Source organism: Rhizobium sp. BK512, assembly GCF_014194915.1.
GTDB lineage: Bacteria > Pseudomonadota > Alphaproteobacteria > Rhizobiales > Rhizobiaceae > Rhizobium.
Genome location: NZ_JACIAS010000002.1, coordinates 334,634 through 356,097, shown reverse-complemented (window position 1 = coordinate 356,097; position 21,464 = coordinate 334,634). Strand labels below are relative to the sequence as shown.

26 protein-coding genes are annotated in these 21,464 nt (G+C 62.2%); 14 read left to right on the top strand and 12 right to left on the bottom strand.

The features are described from left to right. The first annotated feature begins 53 nt into the window (after positions 1 to 53). Positions 54 to 1,589: a sensor histidine kinase gene (locus FHX06_RS07700; RefSeq protein WP_112968314.1), complete on the top strand. Its 1,536-nt coding sequence runs from the start codon at positions 54 to 56 to the stop codon at positions 1,587 to 1,589. Positions 1,590 to 1,602: 13 nt separating this feature from the next. Here FHX06_RS07700 and FHX06_RS07695 read toward each other — a convergent pair whose 3' ends face one another. Both FHX06_RS07695 and cobT read right to left on the bottom strand, forming a co-directional pair. Next, positions 1,603 to 1,983, bottom strand: coding sequence for a diacylglycerol kinase (locus tag FHX06_RS07695; protein ID WP_112547529.1), 381 nt, complete (start codon positions 1,981 to 1,983; stop codon positions 1,603 to 1,605). 120 nt (positions 1,984 to 2,103) lie between these two features. Then, positions 2,104 to 3,120, bottom strand: coding sequence for a nicotinate-nucleotide--dimethylbenzimidazole phosphoribosyltransferase (cobT, locus tag FHX06_RS07690; protein WP_183878801.1), 1,017 nt, complete (start codon positions 3,118 to 3,120; stop codon positions 2,104 to 2,106). A 155-nt stretch (positions 3,121 to 3,275) separates the two neighbouring features. On the opposite strand from cobT, the gene FHX06_RS07685 reads away from it, so the two are divergent. From FHX06_RS07685 to FHX06_RS07675, 3 genes are read left to right on the top strand one after another with little or no spacing between them, the layout of a single operon-like run. Then, a complete protein-coding gene (locus tag FHX06_RS07685) occupies positions 3,276 to 4,055 on the top strand; it encodes an adenosylcobinamide-GDP ribazoletransferase (protein WP_183878799.1) in 780 nt (259 codons plus the stop codon). Positions 4,056 to 4,064: 9 nt separating this feature from the next. Continuing rightward, positions 4,065 to 4,271: a DUF1289 domain-containing protein gene (locus FHX06_RS07680; protein WP_409564349.1), complete on the top strand. Its 207-nt coding sequence runs from the start codon at positions 4,065 to 4,067 to the stop codon at positions 4,269 to 4,271. Then, positions 4,271 to 4,969 (top strand): TIGR02281 family clan AA aspartic protease, encoded by a 699-nt coding sequence (locus FHX06_RS07675; protein ID WP_409564348.1) that lies wholly within the window; start codon positions 4,271 to 4,273, stop codon positions 4,967 to 4,969. The genes FHX06_RS07680 and FHX06_RS07675 overlap by 1 nt, the downstream gene beginning before the upstream one ends. Here the strand turns inward: FHX06_RS07675 and FHX06_RS07670 are convergent. Continuing rightward, on the bottom strand, positions 4,966 to 5,955 hold the full coding sequence (locus FHX06_RS07670; RefSeq protein ID WP_183878797.1) for an aldo/keto reductase: 990 nt from the start codon (positions 5,953 to 5,955) through the stop codon (positions 4,966 to 4,968). The two genes, FHX06_RS07675 and FHX06_RS07670, sit on opposite strands and share 4 nt — an antisense overlap. A 112-nt stretch (positions 5,956 to 6,067) precedes the next feature. Between FHX06_RS07670 and FHX06_RS07665 the strand changes: the two genes are divergently transcribed. Next, positions 6,068 to 7,036, top strand: a complete 969-nt coding sequence (locus FHX06_RS07665; protein WP_183878795.1) for an AraC family transcriptional regulator — start codon at positions 6,068 to 6,070, stop codon at positions 7,034 to 7,036. An 87-nt stretch (positions 7,037 to 7,123) separates the two neighbouring features. Continuing rightward, positions 7,124 to 7,969 carry an NAD(P)-dependent oxidoreductase gene (locus FHX06_RS07660; protein WP_113202470.1) on the top strand — a complete coding sequence of 282 codons (846 nt, stop codon included), beginning with the start codon at positions 7,124 to 7,126 and terminating at the stop codon, positions 7,967 to 7,969. 5 nt (positions 7,970 to 7,974) lie between these two features. Here the strand turns inward: FHX06_RS07660 and FHX06_RS07655 are convergent, their stop codons facing one another. Then, complete coding sequence (locus FHX06_RS07655; protein ID WP_113202635.1) at positions 7,975 to 8,946, bottom strand: alpha/beta fold hydrolase; 972 nt, start codon at positions 8,944 to 8,946, stop codon at positions 7,975 to 7,977. 145 nt (positions 8,947 to 9,091) lie between these two features. Here FHX06_RS07655 and FHX06_RS07650 point away from each other — a divergent pair, with 145 nt between their 5' ends. Both FHX06_RS07650 and FHX06_RS07645 read left to right on the top strand, forming a co-directional pair. After that, positions 9,092 to 9,529 carry an Rrf2 family transcriptional regulator gene (locus FHX06_RS07650; RefSeq protein WP_113015712.1) on the top strand — a complete coding sequence of 146 codons (438 nt, stop codon included), beginning with the start codon at positions 9,092 to 9,094 and terminating at the stop codon, positions 9,527 to 9,529. Positions 9,530 to 9,687: 158 nt separating this feature from the next. Continuing rightward, positions 9,688 to 10,125: a hypothetical protein gene (locus FHX06_RS07645; protein WP_112547536.1), complete on the top strand. Its 438-nt coding sequence runs from the start codon at positions 9,688 to 9,690 to the stop codon at positions 10,123 to 10,125. An 8-nt stretch (positions 10,126 to 10,133) separates the two neighbouring features. Here the strand turns inward: FHX06_RS07645 and FHX06_RS07640 are convergent, their stop codons facing one another. Together FHX06_RS07640 and FHX06_RS07635 are read right to left on the bottom strand one after the other, a co-directional pair. After that, positions 10,134 to 10,523 (bottom strand): Rap1a/Tai family immunity protein, encoded by a 390-nt coding sequence (locus tag FHX06_RS07640; RefSeq protein WP_113202468.1) that lies wholly within the window; start codon positions 10,521 to 10,523, stop codon positions 10,134 to 10,136. 148 nt (positions 10,524 to 10,671) lie between these two features. Further along, positions 10,672 to 11,298, bottom strand: a complete 627-nt coding sequence (locus FHX06_RS07635; protein ID WP_113202467.1) for a TetR/AcrR family transcriptional regulator — start codon at positions 11,296 to 11,298, stop codon at positions 10,672 to 10,674. 116 nt (positions 11,299 to 11,414) lie between these two features. Here FHX06_RS07635 and FHX06_RS07630 point away from each other — a divergent pair, with 116 nt between their 5' ends. After that, positions 11,415 to 12,272: an MBL fold metallo-hydrolase gene (locus FHX06_RS07630; protein ID WP_183878793.1), complete on the top strand. Its 858-nt coding sequence runs from the start codon at positions 11,415 to 11,417 to the stop codon at positions 12,270 to 12,272. Between the two features lie 13 nt (positions 12,273 to 12,285). Here FHX06_RS07630 and FHX06_RS07625 read toward each other — a convergent pair whose 3' ends face one another. Continuing rightward, entirely contained in the window at positions 12,286 to 12,738 is a 453-nt protein-coding gene (locus tag FHX06_RS07625) for a pyridoxamine 5'-phosphate oxidase family protein (RefSeq protein ID WP_183878791.1), read from the bottom strand. Between the two features lie 148 nt (positions 12,739 to 12,886). Between FHX06_RS07625 and FHX06_RS07620 the strand changes: the two genes are divergently transcribed. Both FHX06_RS07620 and FHX06_RS07615 read left to right on the top strand, forming a co-directional pair. Further along, positions 12,887 to 13,309, top strand: a complete 423-nt coding sequence (locus tag FHX06_RS07620; protein ID WP_112547540.1) for a helix-turn-helix domain-containing protein — start codon at positions 12,887 to 12,889, stop codon at positions 13,307 to 13,309. Between the two features lie 18 nt (positions 13,310 to 13,327). Continuing rightward, positions 13,328 to 13,708: a DUF4180 domain-containing protein gene (locus FHX06_RS07615; protein ID WP_183878789.1), complete on the top strand. Its 381-nt coding sequence runs from the start codon at positions 13,328 to 13,330 to the stop codon at positions 13,706 to 13,708. Between the two features lie 41 nt (positions 13,709 to 13,749). Here the strand turns inward: FHX06_RS07615 and FHX06_RS07610 are convergent, their stop codons facing one another. Further along, positions 13,750 to 14,739, bottom strand: coding sequence for a squalene cyclase (locus tag FHX06_RS07610; RefSeq protein ID WP_183878787.1), 990 nt, complete (start codon positions 14,737 to 14,739; stop codon positions 13,750 to 13,752). 171 nt (positions 14,740 to 14,910) lie between these two features. Between FHX06_RS07610 and FHX06_RS07605 the strand changes: the two genes are divergently transcribed. After that, on the top strand, positions 14,911 to 15,834 hold the full coding sequence (locus FHX06_RS07605; protein WP_183878786.1) for a LysR family transcriptional regulator: 924 nt from the start codon (positions 14,911 to 14,913) through the stop codon (positions 15,832 to 15,834). Here FHX06_RS07605 and FHX06_RS07600 read toward each other — a convergent pair. The 3 genes from FHX06_RS07600 to FHX06_RS07590 all read right to left on the bottom strand — a co-directional run bounded on the left by FHX06_RS07600 (position 15,797) and on the right by FHX06_RS07590 (position 18,869). After that, complete coding sequence (locus tag FHX06_RS07600) at positions 15,797 to 16,534, bottom strand: SDR family oxidoreductase (protein ID WP_183878784.1); 738 nt, start codon at positions 16,532 to 16,534, stop codon at positions 15,797 to 15,799. The two genes, FHX06_RS07605 and FHX06_RS07600, sit on opposite strands and share 38 nt — an antisense overlap. Before the next feature lie 120 nt (positions 16,535 to 16,654). Then, positions 16,655 to 18,052 carry a chromate efflux transporter gene (gene chrA, locus FHX06_RS07595; protein WP_183878782.1) on the bottom strand — a complete coding sequence of 466 codons (1,398 nt, stop codon included), beginning with the start codon at positions 18,050 to 18,052 and terminating at the stop codon, positions 16,655 to 16,657. 1 nt (position 18,053) lies between these two features. Next, a complete protein-coding gene (locus tag FHX06_RS07590) occupies positions 18,054 to 18,869 on the bottom strand; it encodes a chromate resistance protein ChrB domain-containing protein (RefSeq protein WP_112968331.1) in 816 nt (271 codons plus the stop codon). 269 nt (positions 18,870 to 19,138) lie between these two features. Here FHX06_RS07590 and FHX06_RS07585 point away from each other — a divergent pair, with 269 nt between their 5' ends. Beyond that, positions 19,139 to 19,735 (top strand): demethoxyubiquinone hydroxylase family protein, encoded by a 597-nt coding sequence (locus FHX06_RS07585; RefSeq protein WP_113209252.1) that lies wholly within the window; start codon positions 19,139 to 19,141, stop codon positions 19,733 to 19,735. Between the two features lie 6 nt (positions 19,736 to 19,741). On the opposite strand, the gene FHX06_RS07580 is transcribed toward FHX06_RS07585, so the two are convergent. Further along, complete coding sequence (locus FHX06_RS07580; protein WP_183878780.1) at positions 19,742 to 20,479, bottom strand: glucose 1-dehydrogenase; 738 nt, start codon at positions 20,477 to 20,479, stop codon at positions 19,742 to 19,744. A 193-nt stretch (positions 20,480 to 20,672) separates the two neighbouring features. On the opposite strand from FHX06_RS07580, the gene FHX06_RS07575 reads away from it, so the two are divergent. Continuing rightward, complete coding sequence (locus FHX06_RS07575; protein WP_183878778.1) at positions 20,673 to 21,296, top strand: TetR/AcrR family transcriptional regulator; 624 nt, start codon at positions 20,673 to 20,675, stop codon at positions 21,294 to 21,296. Positions 21,297 to 21,464: the final 168 nt, after the last annotated feature.

Here is a 21,464-nt window from a genome sequence, read left to right as displayed (position 1 = left end):
AAGAATTTCCGGTTAAGCTCTTATTCATCTGTGGGACAAGTTTCAACGTGCACATGAGTACCGGCGTCAGCACATCAACCGACAAGATCATTGTCGACAAATCGCGCGGCCACCGCAACAAGGCGGTTTCCAAGGCCGTCCGGCAGACGCGCGAACGCTTGCAGTCCGGCCATGCCTCCAGCTCCGCCTTCGATCGCGACGTGCTGCAGATGTATGTTGCTGCTGTCCTGCAGGGCGCGGCGATCATGCCGCCCTTCGTCATCATCGTTGCGGCACTCGGCACCTATTTCGCTGAGGATGCGAGCTTGTTCTTCTGGGCGTTGCTGACGCTGACCTGTCATGCTGCCAATATCCTCCTGGCCCGCCGTGCCAGAAAGCAGGAGATTACTGCCGATACGGTGCGCCGCTGGCGCAACCTGTTGCTGGCGGGCCAGTTCCTGATCGGTTGCTGCTGGGCGGTGTTCGCCTTGCAGGAGTGTTCGGCCTGCGAGCCTTCGAGCTTCACGCTCTATAAGGGCGCTACTCTGCTGATCGCGCTGTCGGTCGCGACCATGTCGAATTTCATGCTGACGCCCGCTGTGCTTGTCGGTTTTGCGCCTGCTGTCGTTGCGCTCGCGGCAAAAAGTGGCATTTCGCGCGATATTCTCGAACTCTGCTTGACCGGCGTCTTCACCACGACGGTCGTCTTCTTCAATTACATCAGCGACCGGCTCTTCCAGTCCAGCCTGAAGATCCTTTCCTTCCAGTCGGAAAAGGATGATCTGATTGCCGAACTGGAAGTGGCCAAATCCATGTCCGACGAGGCCCGCCGCCGTGCGGAGGAGGCAAACCTCGCCAAGTCGCGCTTCCTTGCCTCCATGTCGCATGAACTGCGCACGCCGCTGAATGCCATTCTCGGTTTCTCCGAGGTCATGTCGGCGGAGGTCATGGGGCCGCTCGCTAATCCGACCTACAAGGAATATGCCGGCGACATCCATCGCTCCGGCCAGCATCTGCTCGATTTGATCAACGAGATCCTCGACCTTTCCCGTATCGAAGCCGGCCGATACGAGCTCAGCGAAGAGGCGATCTCGCTGCTCGATATCACCGAAGACTGCATCGGCATGGTGCAACTTCGCGCCCGCGCCAAGAACATCACGATCCACGATCAGGTCGAGCGCCAGCTCCCGTCGATCTGGGCAGATGAGAAATCCATGCGCCAGGTCGTGCTCAATCTTCTTTCCAATGCCGTGAAATTCACGCCTCAGGGTGGAGAAATCAACGTCAAGGTCGGCTGGACTGCCGGCGGCGGTCAATACATCTCGATCAAGGATAACGGCCCCGGCATCCCCGAAGAAGAAATCCCGGTCGTGCTGTCGGCCTTCGGCCAGGGATCGATCGCCATCAAGAGCGCCGAACAGGGCACCGGCCTGGGCCTGCCGATTGTCCAGGCGATCCTTGCCAAACATGACGGCCAGTTCATCCTGAAATCCAGGCTGCGCGAAGGCACCGAAGTCATCGCCATCCTGCCGGCCAAGCGCGTGCTGCAGAGCATCCCGGCGGTGGAAGAAGCGCAGCCCGTCACCAAGAAGCGCAAGAGCTTCGCCTAGTCATCTCATTCGTCTAGAAGAATAGATGCTTGATCACGACGAAGCCGAGATAGAGGCAGCAGGCGGCGATCATGCAGCTCACGGCAAAAGAGCCGAGATCCTTGGCATGTTTACCAACGATAGAGATCTCGGGTGATATCCGGTCGATCACTTCCTCGACCGCTGTATTCATCGCCTCGATTGAAAAGAGTCCCAGGAATAATACGGTCGTGATGACGAACTCTGCGGCATCCGCACCGATCAGGAAAAGCAGGATCAGTGCCGCGACGAAAAAGCCGATCTCCTGCCGGAAAGCCGATTCCTTCAGCACCCGCTGGAAGCCGGCGAGCGAATAGCTTGCCGCTGCCAGGAAATGGCGAAATCCTGTCTCCTTGGTCACCGCAGGTTTGGTCAACGGCCCCTCGTTTTCCCGCGCCGATCCCCGAACCGGCGCTCTGTTTTTAAGCGAATACGCAGATACCGTGTCGCTGGCTCGCGTGCAAGCAATGTGCAAGCCGGCTTGGCGGCTCCAGCCCTAGTGTTTTCCGGAGACACCGGCCTGGGCGAAGGTCGCCATGCCGGAATGGCAGGCGGCGGCTGCCTTGACGATGCCGGCGGCAAGAGCTGCCCCCGTGCCTTCGCCGAGCCGCATGCCGAGCGCCAGGAGCGGCGTCTTGCCGAGCTGTTCGATGGCGCGCAGATGCCCCGGTTCGGCCGAGACATGCCCGATCAGGCAATGGTCGAGCGCTGACGGGTTGGCCGCCTGGAGGATCGCGCCGGCCGCTGTCGCCGTATACCCGTCGATCAGCACCGGAATGCGCTCCATGCGCGCCGCAAGAATTGCACCTGCCATCGCTGCGATCTCGCGACCGCCGAGCCGGCGCATGATTTCCAGGGGATCGTCGAGGTGATCGCTGTGCAACTCCACCGCACGCTCGACGGCATCGATCTTGCGTTCCAGCATCTCGCCTTCCGAGCCCGTTCCGGGGCCGACCCAATCGCGTGCGGTGCCGCCGTAAAGCGCATAGTTGATCGCGGCCGCGATCGTCGTATTGCCGATGCCCATTTCGCCAATGCAGAGCAGGTCGGTCCCGCCGGCGATCGCTTCCATGCCGAAGGCCATGGTGGCCGCACAGTCGCGCTCGGAAAGAGCGGCTTCCTCGGTGATGTCGCCGGTCGGATAATCGAGCGCCAGGTCGAAAACCTTGAGGCCGAGATCGTTGGCCACACAGATCTGGTTGATCGCCGCCCCGCCGGCTGCGAAATTCTCCACCATCTGCTGCGTCACCTCAGGCGGGAAAGGCGTGATGCCCTGCCGCACCACACCGTGATTGCCGGCAAAGATCGCCACCAGCGGCCGGTTGACGGCGGGCGCCCTGCCCGTCCAGGCCGCGAGCCAGAAGGCGATTTCTTCAAGTCGTCCAAGAGCGCCCGGCGGCTTCGTCAGTTGCGCGTCGCGTTCGCGGGCGGCGACCAGCGCACGGGCATCCGGTCCCGGCAGGTCGCGAATAAGGGCGCGAAAATCGTCGAACGGCAGGCCTGAAACGCTCATCTGGATGGCTTTCCTTGTATTCTTGTCTTTTCCCGGCAAATCGGGTTCTTTGCGTGGCGACTCTCTTAAAGCGACGGGCCAAGAGGAACAACCTCAAAAGCCGCAGCAAGACAAAGACGCCGGGAGAGACAGGGGACCGCAGGAATGATCCGGAAATGATAAAAGCCATCGTGGTCGATGCCGCGCGCGCCGTGGCTTTCCTGAGCCGTATTCCGATGCCGCCAGGGCTCTTTGCCGGCTATGACGGCAAGCTTGGCCGGCTGGTGCGCGTCTTCCCGCTCGCCGGTCTCCTCATCGGCGCCTTGCCCGCGCTCGTCTTCCTGCTAATGCTGGCCTTTCGCGCCGACCGCCTGATGGCGGCGCTCGTCGCCCTCGCCGTGCTGACGATCCTCACCGGAGCGCTGCATGAAGACGGGCTTGCCGATACGGCCGACGGCATCGGCGGCGGCAAGTCGCGCGAGCAGAGCCTGATCATCATGAAGGACAGCCGCATCGGCAGCTACGGGGCAATCGCCTTGATCCTCTCCTTCGCGCTCAGGGCCTCCGCACTTGCCGCCATTGCCCGCGAGGCAGCACCCTTTGCTGCTGCCCTTGCCATTCCGGCCGTTGCCGCGCTCAGCCGCGGTGCAATTGCCTGGCACTGGCAACGCCTTCCCGCTGCAAAGCCGGATGGGCTTGCAGCTTCGGCTGGCAGCCCCGTCGAGGCGACGATGCAGATCGCGCTCGTCGTGGCAGGCTTTATCACCGCCATGCTCGTCTGGCCCGCGCTCGGTCTGCTTCCCTTGGTCTCGGCTCTCCTCGCCGCCGGCCTCTCGACGCTTGTCTTCACCTGGTTTATCCGCCGCAGGCTCGGCGGCCATACCGGCGACACGCTCGGCGCCACCCAGCAGATTTGCGAGGTCGCAGCTTTCTGCGCCCTTGCCATGGCCCTCTGAAATCACGATATGACGCTCATGCGAACACCCTGCATCCGCATATGCTCCCTGGATCCTCTCACCGGTCTCTGCGCCGGATGTGGCCGCACAACGGATGAAATCGCCGGCTGGATGCGCTTTTCCGACGAGGAACGCGAAACCATCATGAACAGCCTGCCCGCCAGGCTCGCAGCACATGTTCCCGAATCGGCGAAACCTCTGGAGGCGACGGCCTGATGCGCCTCATCATCCTGCTTGCCGTCATCGGCATCGGCCTTGCCGTCCTGCTCTTCAACAGTGATCAGACTCGTATTCTTGGACTGGCAAGCGACGATTTCGGCCGCTTCGTCTACCTGCTGCCGATCGCCCTGATGCTGGCTGCCGGTATCTTGGGCAGCCGTCGAAACATAGGCCAGACCATGCGGCAGTTGATGATCTGGCTGGTCATCATTCTTGCGCTCGCCACTGCCTATCTCTACCGGCAGGATGCGCTCGGTGTCGGCAACCGCCTGCTTGCCGGCCTCGTGCCCGGGCGTGCTGTCGTCGTCACAACGAGCGAAGGCGGGCAGGAAGTCATCGTGCACAAGATGCTGAACGGCCATTTCGAGGCCGAGGTCTCGGTCAACGGCCAGTCGGTACCGATGCTGGTCGATACCGGCGCCAGCATGGTAGCGCTCTCGCACGCCGATGCGTTGCGCATCGGCATCGATCCGAAGCAGCTCACCTACTCCATGACCGTGATGACTGCGAACGGCCGCGCTCGCGCCGCGCCCATCACCCTCGATCAAGTGGCGATCGGCCCCATCGTGCGTCACAACGTTGCCGCCACTGTCGCCGAAGATGGCAGGCTCGACCAGAGCCTGCTCGGCATGAGTTTCCTCGAAACGCTGGGCTCCCTGCAGATGCAGACGGATGAGCTGAGGATGCGGGACTAACGGTCGATGGTGGCCATGATCCAGTCCGCATAACGGTTCCCGGATATCGTCCCGGTCACCAGCGCTGCATCGAGCCTCCGCAACTCCTCAGCGTCCAGGCGGATAGAGGCAGCAGCAACATTCTCTTCCAGATAGGATCTGCGCTTGGTGCCGGGGATTGGCACGATATCGTCGCCCTTGTGCAGCAGCCAGGCGAGCGCGATCTGACCGGGCTTCACGCCCTTGTTCGCGGCTATGTCGAAGACGATCTGCGCCGCCTGCATGTTGGAATCGTAATTTGCGCCCTGATATCGCGGGTCGATCCGCCGCGTATCGCCTTCCGGATAGTCCTCGGCCCGCTTCACGCCACCGGCGAGGAAACCGCGTCCCAGAGGGCAGAACGGTACAAGACCGATCCCAAGCTCGCGCAGAACCGGAATGATCTCAGGTTCCAGGTTCCGCTCCCAGAGCGAATATTCGCTTTGCAGCGCAGAAACAGGATGGACGGCATGGGCGCGGCGAAGATTGGCGATACCGACCTCCGAAAGCCCGAAGAAGCGCACCTTGCCTGCAATGACCAGATCCCTGACCGTGCCGGCCACGTCCTCGATCGGGACGCTCCTGTCGAGGCGGTGCTGGTAAAGCAGGTCAATATGATCGGTCCGCAGCCGGCTGAGGCAACTCTCGACAACCCGGATGATGTTCTCCGGCCTGCTATCTGTGCCGACGATCCTGTCACCGTCGAAGCGTGAGCCGAATTTGGTCGCGATCACCACCTTTTCGCGCCGATCCCGGAACGCCTTGCCAAGTAGAGTCTCGTTCTTGAATGGGCCGTAATTTTCGGCCGTGTCGAAGAAATCGCAACCCAGCTCGATGGCGCGGTGCAGTGTCGCGATCGATTCCGCCTCGTCGGCTGGCCCGTAGGACTGGCTCATGCCCATGCAACCGAGGCCGATTGCTCCGACTTCCAGTCCCTGACTGCCAAGTTTTCGTCTGCTCAATGTCATGAAGATTCTCTCTGTCCAATACCGCCGGTCCGGCGGCATGGATCAAAGTTAGAACTGTCAGGTCGGATTATGAATGCTTGAACGTGTGGAATACTTGCGCGATAGTGCGAGAATGCCTTCCGATCCTTTCTCCGATATCCTGAAATTCACCAATGCCGAAACACTTGTCACGGGTGGGTTCACGGCTGGAGGTCCCTGGGCAATCCGTTTTCCGGTGCCGAAGACGATCAAGTTCTTTGCCGTGGTGAAGGGCAGCTGCTGGGTTGATATCGATGGTGAGCCGAAGCCGATGCTATTCGAAGCCGGCGATGTCGGCCTTCTTTCGGCGCGGCGCTCCTTCGTGCTGTCGAGCGCACTTGATGTTCCCGCGGTCGACGCGATGAGCCTGTTTTCAGGTGCCGGCCGCTCGACCGCGCAGCTTGGCGATGGCGATGACTTTGCCCATATCGGCGGCCATGTGCTACTCGATCCCGTCAGCGGCCGCTTGCTGGCCGATGTTCTGCCGCCCTGGATCCACATCGGCGCAGCGTCCCGGCAGGCTTCGACTATCAGATGGATTCTCGACCAGCTCGTCAACGAACGGGCTTCCGCAGAGCCCGGCGCTCGTCTTGCCTGCGAGCAACTTGCCCAGCTTCTCTTCATCCAGATCCTTCGCGCCCATCTGAAAACGGCAGCGCTCATGCCTCCCGGCTGGCTACGCGCGTTGTCGCATCCCCGCCTCGCACCCGCACTGCGCCTCATGCATGGTGACCCTACCCGTTCCTGGCATCTGGATGAGCTTGCCAGTGCCTGCGCCATGTCGCGCACGACCTTTGCTTTTCATTTCCGCACGATCTCGGGTGCGGCCCCTCTGACCTATCTCGCAGGATGGCGTATGCACCTTGCCGAACGGGCGCTCAGGGAGGAAACCACCCCTGTCGCCGTTATCGCCCGCTCGCTCGGCTATACGTCCGAGAGTGCCTTCAGCAATGCCTTCAAGCGCGTGACGGGTAGCTCGCCGAGGGCCTGTCGCGATGCTGCGCGTTCACAGTCCGGCTTAAACCGGACCAATGGAGAGGCTGAGGAGATAACGAGCCTTTGAGACGCGGACCGAAGGCCGCACCCGCCTTGCGGCAGCGGCCGTCCCGCCCTAATCTCAGTCCATCCCGCCAATGAGGTCTCTCCGCCAATGTCCACCACAATCGCATTGTTCGGTGCCGGCGCCATGGGCAGTGCCGTCGGCCGCCGCCTCGCCGAATCAGGCGCGAGCGTCGTCACTTTTCTGGAGGGCCGTAGTGAAGCGACAATCGAGCGCGCCCGAGCCGCTGGCCTCATCGCCGCTCCGCTTTCGGCGTTCACCGAGGCCGATATCATCCTCTCCATCGTTCCGCCGGCAGAAGCGCAGAAGGTCGCGGCTCTCATCGCTCCGGTGCTGCGCGACAGCGGCAAAAAGCCATCCTTCGTCGATCTCAATGCCATCAGCCCGAAGACCATGGAAACGCTGGCCGCAGGCCTCGCTTCCTCTGGCGCCAAGGTTATCGACGGCTCGATCATCGGCGGCCCGCCGGTTCCCGGCAAGGCCGGCCCGGTCGTCTGCCTCAGCGGTGACCTCGCCGGCGAACCCGATCTGCTTTCCCGCTTCGGCCTGAAGATCCGCCGCGTGAAAGGCCCCGTTGGAGCCGCCTCCGCATTGAAGATGTGTTACGCCGGCATCAACAAGGGCATCACCGGGCTCTCCGCCGCCATGCTGCTTGCGGCCGCACGCTCTGGTGCCAGCGACGCATTGAAGGTGGAACTGGCCGAAAGCCAGAGCGAGCATCTGAAGCGGCTGCGCCAGTCCATTCCGGACATGTTTCCGAAGGCCTATCGCTGGGTGGCGGAAATGGAAGAGATTGCCGAGTTCCTGGGCGCAGACGATCCCGCCGCGCTCATCTTCAAGGGCATGGCCGGCGTGTTCCAGACAATCGCCGATGACCGCACCGGCAGTCGGGAACTGATCGCCACCCTTGAGCGGATGCTCGAAGACGGCGATTAAACCGCTCACAGGCCCTGCACGAAATCGATGATCGCGCGGCTGACAATGTCCGGCCGCTCCTGCGGCAGCCAGTGGCCGGCGCCGGGAACGAACTGCGTCGCCCTGAGGTCGGGCGCGAGCTGCGGCATCGCGCTGACAATTTCCCGCATTCCGGGGATGGCAAGGCCCGTATCGCGTTCGCCGGCCATGAACAGCGCGGGGATCTCGATCTTCAGCCCCGCAAAAGCCTTCTGCAATTCCCAGTTCCGGTCGAGGTTGCGATAGTAGTTCAGGCCGCGGCGAAAGCCCGATGCCTTGAAGGCGTCGACGAACGTATCGAGATCGGATTTCGGAAGCCAGGCGGGAAGCGTATCGCTTTCCGGCAGATCGGCGAGCAATCCGGAAGCGCGCGAGACCATGCCGAAGGGATTGGGCGTTCCGTCGCCCGGCAGCCGCGGGCCTGCTTCGCCGCTTGCGGCGCCATAGATCTTGCGAAGCGTGACCTCTACATTCCGCTCGAACTCGGCCTCCGCCGATCCCGGCTGCTGGAAGTAGAGCACATACAGCAGATGATCTGCCGTGGCCGGAAAGATCTTCGTCGGCGGTATCGGCGGCTGACCCATGAGAGGCACGCTCATCGCGACAACACCCCGGAACCTGTCCGGACGCATCAGCGCGGCCTGCCAGGCAACCGTCGCACCCCAGTCATTGCCAACGATGACAGCCTGTTCCGCACCAAGCGCATCGACAAGCGCCACCATGTCGGCCACAAGATCGACGACCGTATAGGCGCTGGCCTCATCAGGGCTTTCCGTTCGGCCATAACCGCGCATGTCGGGCGCCACGGCATGGAAGCCCGCCCCTGCAAGTGCGGTGATCTGATGACGCCATGCATGCGATGTCTCGGGAAACCCGTGGCACAGCAGTACCAGCGGCCCCTCGCCCGCTTCGGCAATGTTCATCCTCAAGGTTGCGGTTTCGATCATGCGCTGCTGCATCGCTGCCTCCTCGACAATAAGCCCGTCGCCCTCGGAAAAACCGCATCCGGGCGACATCGAATCTTTAATTCCGTATCTTTTTACGTTACAGAAAATGGGAGTCAATAGACCGTAACACTATTTGTTACGCTATGGAGAGGCGCAGATGCGGCAAGACGGAAGACTGGCGCGAATGATCCATGTTCTCGTCCATATGGGATTGCTGGGCGGCCGGGAAACGAGCGAGCGCATCGCCCAGATGCTCAACACCAACCCTGTCGTCGTCCGCCGCACCATGGCCTCGCTGCGCCAATACGGCATCGTCGAATCGGAGGGCGGCCGCGGTGGCGGCTGGTCGCTGACAAGGCCGTTGGCAGAGATTACCATTCTGGATGTGCAACGCGCCCTGCAGGGCGAAACGATCCTTGATGCGCCGCTCTCCAACGACCACCCGTCCTGCCCCGTCGAGCGCGCCGCCAATGGCAAGCTGCAGCGCGCCTTCGAAAGCGCCGAACAGACGCTGGAGCAAGAATTCCAGAAGGTGACGCTGGCCGAAATCGGCGACATCGCCATGGCCACCGCCCAGGCAGAAAAGCGGGCGTGACACTCATCCGGCTGCTTGCTGACGGCGCGTGAATCTGCCAACTTTCAGCAAAACAACAAGACCACAAAGAACAAGAAGAAACTCCTAGTCTGGTGGCACCACATCCCGATCGCCTTCCCTGAAGGTCTCAGCGTGTCCGGTGCGACAGGAGTTACATCATGACTGGATTCTGGCCCTTGTTCGTCGGCGGCGTGGTCCCCGCCATTCTCTGGGGCATCACCGCTATTTTTCAGAAGCAGAGCGCCGTGTCGGGCGTCGGCTCTTCGGCCTATCTCATCGCCTTCGGCCTGACGCTCGCTGTAGCGGGCGGCATCTCCGCCCTGATCTGGCGCCCTGCGCCCTGGACGGCAGAAGGCATCGGCTTTGCCGGCACCGCCGGCTTCTGTTTTGCCCTTGGCACCGGCCTCATCAGCTTCGCGCTCTTTGCCTACGGCGTGCCGGTCTCCAAGCTCGCGCCGATCTGGAGCTGCAACGTCCTGGTGACGCTCGCCGTCGGCGCGGTGTTTCTGGGAGAGGCTGCTGAGGTTGATATCATCAAACTCTCTGCCGGCACCCTGCTTATCATCGGCGGCGCTATCCTTGTCAGCAAGGCCTGACGCCTGCCTTACCGGCAGCCGTAGCTGCGGGTAACGACGGTCATCACCAGATCGTCGCCCTCAGCACTGCGGACGCCCGGATTCTCCTGCAGGAAGTGGCACAGCATTTCGCCGATAATGATGGGTGTCGTGCCCGGCGGCAGGCAGATATTCCACCCGACCGAATGGCCGAGACGGGTTATACTGACCATCGCCTGCGGATCCCCGGCCGCATCCGCGAACGAACGCCGCGCAAGAAACTCATCCCGGTTCCATTTGTCGAGCCAGCCGGAAACATAGCCGATGACGAACTGCCGCGAACCGCTACAATCCGAAAAGAGAAGGTCGCCGCTGGCATACTCCATCGGCGCCTTGGCCGAGACAGTCGCCAACAGGGTTGCAATGAGAATGCCCGGCATCTGATCCCCCGCCCGCATATCGATGCCGGAAACTCCAGCCCGAACATGTCGGAATTAAGCTGGAACTGTTACCGATCCATGACGTCGGAAAAGATGGTAAATGCCCGAACCGGAACGGAAATTTCTTCTTAACCGGGGTAAATAGCCTTCAATGCCCCTTGCCGTGCAGCAGCACGTCAAAGACCATCTGCTTGAATGTCTCGAGCGGCGCTCCGCTACGGTCAGCGCGCATGCGCAGAAGCGCCCCTTCCCAACTGTTCAGGATGAAATCGGCAAGTGCTCCGGCCGGCAGCTCGCCAGAGAGTGTGCCGTCTGTCTGCGCTTCGGACAGACATGACGCAATCACCTCGCTCCAGCGGCCGAAATGCGCTGCCACATGCTGGCGGATCAACTCGCTGTGGTCCACCGTCTCGGCACTGAAATTGCCTAGCACGCATCCCTGCGTATGACCTCTCAAGGCAAAGGACGCGGTGCGATCGTCGAAAAAGGCCTTGAGGCGGCGAAGCGGCGGTTTGTCGTGATCGGCAAGGAAACTCGTGAGCCGGGCAAGCGCCTGCTCGGAGTAGCGATCGGAAACCTCCGCCCCGAAGGCCTCCTTGCTCTCGAAGTAATTGTAGAAAGAGCCCTTCGGTACCTTGATGTCGTCGACGATCTTCTGGATCCCGGTCGCGGCAAACCCATGAGCATGGATCTCCTTCAGACCTGCCTCGATAAGCTTCTCCCGCATGTGCATGTTCGGCTTGGGGCCGCGTCGAGCCGGCGTGTCTGCGTCCATTTTTCCCTCTTGAACAATTATAGACGACCGGTCATACATTTATTGTTTCGCAGCAAAAAATCAAGCTCGATCCCTCGCCCTGCCGCCAAAACTCAACTGTTCAAGGAATTACCGCCATGACCTCGAACCCCACCCCCAGCCTGCGCTACGATGTCCTGACAATCCGCCGCCCAGGCCTCAGCCGCGATGTGCCGGCTGGCGATCCCGCGCTTCGATGGGTCGCCAATTCCGCCACGCTGATCTCGGGCGAACGTGATGCCGTGCTCGTCGACACCTTCCTGACCGAACCGCAGACAAAGACGCTCGCCGACTGGGTGGAGGCGAGCGGCAAGCACCTGAAGGCGATCTACATCACCCACGGCCATGGCGACCATTTCTTCGGCATCGGCGCTCTGCTGAAGCGCTTCCCCGATGCGAAGGCTTATGCGGTCTCAGATGTGGTGGAGGCGATGCGCCGCCAGAGCGAACCCGACATGCTCGATGGTTTCTGGCGCAAACTCTTCCCCGGCGAGATCGCCGAGACCATGGCCGTCGCCGATGTGCTTGAAACACCTAACCTGGAACTCGAAGGCCACAGGCTGATCCCGATCGATGCGGGCCATACCGACATGTCGCACTCGACCGCCCTGCACGTTCCCTCGATCGGGCTCATCGTCGGCGGCGACGTCGTTTATAACGGCATTCACTGTTACCTCGGCGAAACCACGCGCGCGAGCAGGCAACATTGGATCGAAACGCTGGACCGGCTGAAAGAGCTGAAGCCGAAGGCCGTCGTCGCCGGCCACAAGATCCCCGAAAATGACGACAACCCCGATATCATCGACCAGACACAGCAATACTTGCGTGATTTCAACAGGCTTGAACTGGAAACGACGACAGCGCGGGAACTGTTCGACGCCATGCTGGCGCTCCATCCCTACCGTGCTAATCCCGGCTCGCTCTGGGGCGCTGCCAAGGTCACCAAGGGCGGCTGACCTTCACGCTGCATCAGAGCGTGACGAGATCCGCGTGCCCGAACCCTTTGGAATAATCGAGCACCGAGATCATCTTCGGCACGACGCGGAAGATACAGATCTGATCCCGCGTCGGCATGGCGACCGCCAGATCCTGCTGGACGGGATATTTCGCCGGCATCATGTGGAGCACCCTGTCGGCCTCGTCAGGGTCTTCCACCTTCTCGGCAAAGGCCGCCATCGACAGGCCGGTGATCTGCATCAGCTGGCCTGCATCCGGGTTGATCGTCAGCGACATCCTGTTGTCCCGCGCCAGATTGGCGGCTTTCTGGCTGTCCGGGCTGCAGAGAAAATAGAGCGTCATCCCGTCATTGACGTAGCCCACCGTCGTCGTCTGCGGCCAGCCGTCTGGCCGGAGCGTCGCAACGCTCATGATCCGTTGCCCATCCAGGATCGCCTGGATCGTCTTCCTGATCGCCCCGTCCATGGCTCGCTCCGTTCAGTTTGCTGGCTGAAGCATGGTTTGCTGCTCGGCATTCCGCATTGATCCGTATCAAGGCGAATATCGATCTGGATTAATTCCAAATATTTCGTATTATTGCAAAAGATAACCAAGATAGAGAATAATACGGACCATGTCGGAAGAGTTCTACACCGCTGAACAGGCGGCCGAGCGGCTGAAACTGCACCCGAAGACCGTGCTGCGGCTCATCCGCGAAGAGCGCCTGCGCGCCACGCGCATCGGCAAATCCTACCGCATTCTGCGCTCCGACCTCGAAGCCTTCGCCGGTGTCAGCAACAGCGCCCCGGCCCTGCAGGCGGAGGTCTATGTCACCAGCATCGTCGAAGTGCCCGATCTCTCCGCCGACATGTCGAGCCGCCTGACCGTGCTGATGCAGGCCATGCTGATCTCGCGGCATCGCCGTCCGCACGCCCTGCAGTTCAACGCCGTCTATGACGCGGAACGGCAACTGCAGAAATTCATTCTGATCGGTACGCCGTCGGATACGGCGGAACTGTTGAACAGCCTGGACGCTTATCTGAAGGCGCTCCGCTGACCAGAAGGGAGACATTCCGTGAGCGACGATATCAAGCTCCTGCACGGCTTTCGCGTGCTCCTGCGCAATCCCGATGGCAAGCCGTTATCGGCCGAAAGCGGCATCAATGATCTGATCGGCCACGTACTCGGCGAAGCCGTCGATTGGGTCGTGCTGCCGGTACCGCGACTGCCGGAGGGTTTCCTGACGCTCCGCTCGGGCATTGCAGGTTCTGCGATCCAGAAATTCGCCAATTACCGGGTTCGTGTCGCCATCATCGGCAGGATCGATGCAGAGCTTGCCGCGAGCAACGCGCTGCAGAGCTTCGTTCTTGAAGCCAATCGCGGCACGACCTGCTGGTTTCTCGATACGATGGAAGAGTTCGATGCCAGACTTTCGGCCTTCAGCACGCCGGCATAAATCACTGATCTATCGGGATAATGCCAGCTGTCGCGGCAGACTCACGCAGCGGCATGTTCAGCCTGTCGGCCGTCCCACCATTTCAGCACCCTGAGCGCCCTGAGCGTTACCCAGCGGGAAGGCTCTCCCTCGCCATCATCCATGACGAACCAGGCCCTGCCGGACACGCGCCAGTCGAGCGGCCAGCGACCATCTTCCAGTCGCCGCAGCCGGAGGTATTCAATTGCTTCTTTCAGCCGCATATCGGGAGCAGCCCCGGTCTGCAGGCTTGAGGCGCGAAAGTAGTCGAGCGCCCGCAGCACATCGAAGCGCCAGCGGTTCGGATGCAGGAACTGCATGAATTTTTCGTCGACCGGCTCACCGGTACTGAGCCGCCGCATCAGGTGCCGCGCCAGAAGATAATCCTCGCCTGACCGTCTTGCCTCGCGCGATTGCTCGGTGCCGCCGGTCGCCCGCTCATATTCCAGAAGTCCTTCCAGCACATTGATCGTCGTGTGGAAGGAGGAACGCATCGAGCCATTCGCCCGCTCACAGTTCCAGCCGCCATCCGACTGTTGCTCACCGAGCAATCTTTTCACGATCGGCGAGATATCGACGCCGAAATAGGCACCGTCGCCAACGGTGCGGCCATTGATGCATTCCTCCACCTCTCCTTCCCAGAAAGGCTGTCCGCCCTCGTCCCAGCGGCAATTGGCGCCGATGAGTGCGACAGTTCTCCGTGCGCTTTCGGAGCGCGGGTCGAGGCCGAATTCGCGAAGCTGTGTCAGCGAGAAATTCGTCGCCGTCCAGGGCTGGCCGGTTGCCTGCCATTCCTCGCGCGTGAAATCGCTGGGCAGGAAGGAACCGCCCGCCCATTGCCCATCTGCATCCTGAAAGGACAATAGCTTGGCGCCCCATCCCTCGCGCTCGACCTTCTGCCGTTCGGCGGACCAGACGGGTTCAGGCGCGTCCAGAAGATCGCGCAGCACCTGCCAGCGGATGGCTGGGTCGGAGGCAAGCAGCCAGTCGATCACGGATGTCTCAGATGGCATCGGCAAGGCTCCCGTCGCTTGCGAAGACGGTTTTAAGTTTGGCCAAGCATGCGTCTGCCGTCAATATTGCGAGGCTCGACGCAAGGATTCCAGCCAACCGGAGACTCCCTCGGAGCAAGGCCGCCTGATATAGGAGTGCCCATCCTTGCCACGGAGCGCACGGAGCCCGCGATGAACCCACGCCAACTGAAGACCTTCCTTGCCGTCGCAAAGCACGGCAATATCACCCGTGCCGCAAGCGAGGCCAATCTCGCCCAGTCGAGCCTCAGCGACCAGATGCAGGCGCTCGAAGAGGAATTGGGCGTCCCGCTTTTCGAGCGTTCCCGGCAGGGCGTGACCCTGACACCGGCCGGTGACGTGCTGAAATCCTATGCCGAAGAAATCCTTGCCCTGAACGACGAAGCAAAGACCGCAATCCGCGCAGCTGCCGGTCTTGAGAAACAGGCCCTGGCGATCGGTACGCTCGAAACCATCGCAGCGGAAAAGCTCGCCGCCTTCCTGTCGCGTTTTCGCGGGACGCATCCCGATATCGGCCTGACGCTGAAGATCGGCGGCAGCGGTGAATTGCAGCGGCGGCTGGAAGATGGCTCGATCGACATCGCCTTCACCTTCGACCGCGGAGAGCAGGATGGACGGTTCCAGACGCGCCTCGTCTCGCGCGAGCCGCTCGCCCTGATAGCAGGCCGCAATACCCGGGCGATGCCGCCCGGAAACCTCGCTGACCTGAGCCGCCTGCCCTTCATCGCCACCGAAACCGGCTGCGTCTATCGCCGCCTCTTCGATACTGCCTTTGCCGAGGCAGATATTGCCGCACCTGATATCGTCACCCAAGCGGACAGCGTCCAGACGATCATCCGCCTCGTCGCATCCGGCATCGGTTACGGTCTTGTCCCGCGTCTGGCCGTCACTCCGGCCGCAGAGCGCGGCGATGTCGTGGAACTGCCCTGGCCAGGTGATACACCTGCTGCGTCGCTGATCATGCTGTGGCGGCGCCGGCGGGTGCAGCCGCCGGCGCTTTCTTCATTGATTGCCATGGCAAGCGAGGACCTGCGGCCGGTCAGACCAGCCGATGCCCGCCTTCGACATGCAGGATAGTGCCTGTGGCAAAGCCGTTGCCGATGAGGAAGCGGATCGCGTCGGCAATATCATCAGGCCGACCGACGCGACCCGCCGGCAGCCGCTGCGCCATAGCCTCCAGCGTTGCCTGCTTGGCATCGCCGGCAACGAAATTCCAGATCGGCGTATCCACCCAGCCCGGTGACACCGCGTTGACGCGCAGGGGCGCAAGCTCGACCGCGAGCGCCCGCACCAGTCCCTCCAGCGCCGCATTGACGGCCGCAACGACGGAACCGCGCGCCGCCGGCCGATAGGCGGCAACCCCCGACGTGAAGGTGATCGAGCCCGACGGCGGCAGGCATGGCGCGCCGTATTTTGCAAGCAGCAGCGGCCCGTAGAACTTGCTCTCGACGACCCGCTGCGCCGCCCCAAGCTGCAGATCCGGCAGCAACTGATAGGCTCCCTCGATATCCGCCGCCGTGCTGACGATATGGTCGACCGGCCCGCAATCACGGAAGAAGGCCGCGATCTCCTCTTCACGGGTGAGATCAAGGGCCGCCGTGTTCAGATCAGCAGGGTCGCCGAGCGTCTGCCGCGCCGCTTCAAGCCTCGCCGCACTGCGCCCGGCAATCGTCACCCGCGCCCCTTCGGCCAGCAGCCGTCGCGCCAGCGCCAGCCCCATGCCGGAACTGCCGCCCACGATGATGATCCCGGCGCCTTCCAAATTGATATCAGTCATCTGCGTCTCCTTCTTGGCTGGAAGAGCAGATGCCGCGCACCGGGCGGCAAGAAAAACGGAAGAAACCGATGACGCCATCGGTTTTTCCGATGATGCGGATTTCGGCGCACCGTCGATGCTTCAAGTCGGCCAGAGCATCCCGGCGACGGCGCAGCCAAGCAGCACCGGAATGACCGCCAGCCTGAACCGGAAGATCGCGATCGCTGCCGCAAGGCTCAACAGCAGCGATGGCAGCGACAGCGATGCCCAGACGGGCAGCTCGATCGAGAAGGGTCCGAGGCTGTGGACTTCGGCGCTCCGGAAGAGGAAATGCAGGCCGAACCAGATCGCGAGATTGAGGATGACGCCGACCACGGCCGCGGTGATGGCCGACATCGCACCGGCCAGGGCTGCGTTGCCGCGCAGCTTCTCGATGAAGGGAGCGCCGAGGAAGATCCAGAGGAAACAGGGAACGAAGGTCACCCACGTCGTCAGGATGGCGGCGAGCGTGGCTGCCGTCATCGGACCGAGGCTGCCGGGATCGCGATAGGCGCCCATGAAACCGACGAACTGGAGGACCATGATCAGCGGACCTGGCGTCGTTTCCGCCATGCCCAGACCATCCAGCATCTCGTTGGGCTTCAGCCATCCGTAGTGCTGGACGGCTTCCTGAGCCACGTAAGCGAGCACGGCATAGGCGCCGCCGAAAGTCACCATCGCCATCTTGCTGAAGAACACGCCGATCTGCGTGAAGATGTCGTCGGGTCCGAGAAAGAGATAGAGCAGCAGTATCGGCAGCAACCAGAGTGCCAGGAGCGCCGACGAGATCCTCAGCGACCACAGAAGGTTCGGTCGCGCATGCAGAGGTATCTCCTCTCCGAGCAGGGCATCGGAATCGGACAGAGCCGCGCCGCCGGCTGCCTTGTGCCCGCCGGCACCCTGGAAAAGTCGGGAACCCGACTTCGATCCCAGGAAGCCGACGATGGCAGCGGCGAGGATGATGACGGGAAAAGGCACATGGAACACGAAGATCGCCAGGAAAGCGGCTGCCGCGATCCCGATCATTGCCCTGTTCTTAAGCGCGCGGCCGCCGACCCTGACGACTGCCTGAATGACGACGGCAAGCACCGCCGCCTTCAGGCCGAAGAACAGGCCCTCGACGGCATCGACACTGCCGAGGCTCACGTAGAGATAGCTGAGCGCCAGAATGGAGAGGAAGCCCGGAAGCACGAACAGGATGCCCGCGACCAGACCACCGGCGGTCCGGTGCATCAGCCAGCCGATATAGATGGCAAGCTGCTGCGCCTCAGGTCCCGGAAGCAGCATGCAGTAATTCAAGGCATGCAGGAAACGCTGCTCGCCGATCCACCTCTTCTCATCGACGACGATGCGGTGCATCACGGCGATCTGCCCGGCCGGTCCGCCGAAGCTGAGGGCTGCAACCCGCAGCCAGACGCTAAAGGCCTCGCTGAACGTGACGCCATGCGGGTTCGGCGACGCCTCGGTATCGGGCGTCGCATGGGTAACGGCACTGCTCATGTCAGCCTCCCTTTTTCGCGGAAGGCCAGTTGTGCGTTTCATCCGTGGCGTCGCGGCACCAGCGGTAGAAGGCATCATAGAGCAGCATGCCGGCATCGAGCTGCTTGAGATCGTCGACGAACATGCGCGACAGGCCGAGCGAAGCGGCGAGCAGCCCGGCCACTTCAGGGGCAAGGTCCGGCCGCGCGGTATCGGCGCCGCGAACGATCCTCGCGAGCCTCAACATCGGCTCTGAGGCAAGGCCGAATTCCTCGATCATCACATCGAAGGTGCAGAGCTCGCCGCGATGGCTCCAGAAGACTTCCTCGATATCGAACGGCACGGCGCCGAAGCGATCGGCAACCAGGGCGACGTCCGATGTCGGCACGAAGAGAAAGACCGCCGAAGGATCGACGAAGCGCCGGATGAGCCAGGGACAGGCAATGCGGTCGATCTTCGGACGCGCACGCGTGACCCATACGGTCCGCCCTTCCCGGTCGCGCGGCGGCAGCCTGTCGACGGGCACGGCCGAGCCGCCGGCCCTGATCCAGGCCTCGAAGCCGCCTTCCAGCACTTCCGCGGTGCCTCCGGCATGCCTGATATGGGCGGCGACCCCATGGCTGAGCTTGCCGCCCGCCTGGCAGACGACAATCACCGGCGCGGCAAAGCCTGCCGCCCATTCGCTGACATCGGTGTGAGATTTCCGGATCGAACCCGGCACAAGCCGCGGATCGCGGGCGAAATCCTCCTCGACGCGCACGTCGACGATGACAGGCGCATTGGGTGTGCCGACGATACGGGTGAGTTTGTCTGAAGATATTTCGAGAAATGATGGCATGACGCGTCCTCCGGTGTTCGGTTTCATGGACGCGATTCTTCGGCATGTCGCCTCGTGGGGTGATCGCAACCCCATATGATTTTTATGCGCGCCGCCGTTTTTCGTGTCAAGCTTCGGGAGGGAATGCCGCCCGGTCCGTCAGACCCTCTTGCGAGGTCATTAAACGGGGGCCTGGTCGACAATACGCCTCATAGGCTGTGCCCAGCCATTGACGATCGCGGTGGTCGTATTGCCTACTACTGACACCGAAGCTGGGGCGCGCATGGATCATGGACAATCTGCCTGATATCGTCAGCAAGCGCGATCCGGCGATCACCGTCAGGCGTATTCTCAAGGTCAATCATGCCGGCGAGTTCGGCGCCATCCGCATCTATGGGGCACAGATCTGGATGGCGCGCCGGCTGTTTCCGGATATCGTCCCGGCGCTTCAGGACATGCGGGAAGACGAGATCAGGCATTGCCGCCTGTTTCGCGAGGCCATGCCGCCAAGGAGCGCCAGGCCTTGCCGTGTGATGGCCTTCTGGAGCCTCGGTGGTTTCGTCCTGGGATTTCTCACGGCCCTTGGTGGGCGCAACATGGTCTGGATCTGCACCGAGGCGGTGGAAAGTACCGTTCATCGCCATCTCGAAGATCAACTGGCCTTCGTGAAGAACCGAGATCCTGAGCTTCATGGGCTCATCGCTTCGATCCAGGACGAGGAACTCGCGCATCTGCGCGAGGCCGAGGAAAAGCAGACAGGGCGCGGGCTCGCCCACAAGCTGCTACTGCCCGTCATTGGCGCGCTCACCGATCTGATGATCTGGCTGTCGACCTGGGGCGATTCGAGCTGGATGCGCGCGGAGATCGCGCGCTCCGGAAAGGCCTAGCGCCTATCAATTCCGCCCGCCATTCGCCCTGATCACCTGCCCATTGACCCAGCCGCTCTCGCTACTCGCCAGAAACGACACGATCTGCGCAATATCCTCGGGCTGCCCGAGCCGGCCGAGCGGGATTTCATTCGTCAGGCGCTGGATCAGCTCCGGGGATCGGCCCGAGAGCAGCAGTTCGGTCGCGACCGGGCCGGGCGCCACGGCATTGACCGTGATGCGGCGGGGGCCGAGCTCCTTTGCGAGGATATGCGTCATCGCTTCCACCGCCGCCTTGGTCGCGGTGTAGACGGCATTGCCCGGCGAATAATGGCCGATGATGCTGGTCGACAGATTGATGATGCGGCCGCCCTCGCGCAGGCGTCTTGCGCCTTCGCGCATGCCGTTGAAGGTACCGGTCAGGTTGACGGCGACCAGGCGCTGGTAGTCTTCATCGCTCACCTCTGAAAGCGGGCCAAAGGTGGTGACGCCGGCATTGTTGACGAGCACGTCGACGGTTCCGTATTTCCCCTCTGTGTGTTCGAAGAGCTCGGCAACTGCCTGCGGGCTGGAGACATCTGCGCCAAGCGCCAGCGCCCGGCCGCCGGCTGCGGTGATGGCGGCAACCACTTCCTCTGCCTGCGCGGCGCCTGCCGCATAATTGACGACGGTCTGGAAACCATCGGCTGCGAGCCGTCTGGCAATCGACGCGCCGATGCCCCTGGATGCGCCAGTGACGATGGCGGTCTTGATCTCGTTTGACATGGACAATTCTCCGTTCTTTTCCGGCGGGGTCGATCGCAGGCACAGCAAGGGATATGCGCGTCACCGGTGTCGGTGATGCATTCCAATCTCCAAATCCCTTTGCTGAGCGACCGCTTGTGCGCTTGATCTGACGGATCTAATGTGAGCGATAACTCGCCTTCCCGCTACTCGCATTTCAAGGCCCGTTCCAGCAATGTCCGAAAGCCCCTACAAGAGCCGATCCTCGCCCAGAAAAGCACCCAGACAGGCCCGCTCGCTTGCGACGGTCAGCGTGATCGTCGAGGCCGCGGCTCGCATTCTGGAGGAGCGCGGCCACGAAGGTTTTTCCACCAATGCGGTGGCGGAAAAGGCCGGCGTCAGCATCGGCTCGCTCTACCAGTATTTCCCGCGCAAGGATGCGCTGATCGGCGCGCTGATCCTGCGGCAGACCATGTCACTGATTGGAGAGGCAGAAAGCGCTGCCGGCGAGCCGACGGGGGAAGCGGCGCTCTCCGCCCTGATCGACCCCTGCGTCCGCCAGCAGCTTGAACGCCCTGCCCTTGCCCGCCTGCTCGATTACGAGGAGGCCCGCCTGCCGCTCGATGCGCAAACCGATCGGATCAAGCACCGCTTCCTGGAACTCACCCGCAATACGCTGGCGCGCCCGGACATGCCGCCGCAGCCCAATATCGATATTGCGGCACGCGATGTCGTGGCAATCATCAAGGGCATGATCGATGCCGCCGGCGAGCATGGGGAAAAAGACCGGGACGGGCTGGCGCTGCGCGTCAGACGCGCCGTGATCGGCTATCTCAGAGCCTCATCGGAAGGCAGATAATTCCGGAGCCTGATGGCGGTGGAATAATAGAACCCTCGGTCCGGGAGTGGAACCGAGGGTTTTCATTTGCAGGAGTGAACGCAGCGATCGCTGGGAACGATGAGCCTTCGAGTGGGGGACAAGGCTGCCGCGTCGAATAGGAAACGAGCCGCGTCGAACTTGGTTCCT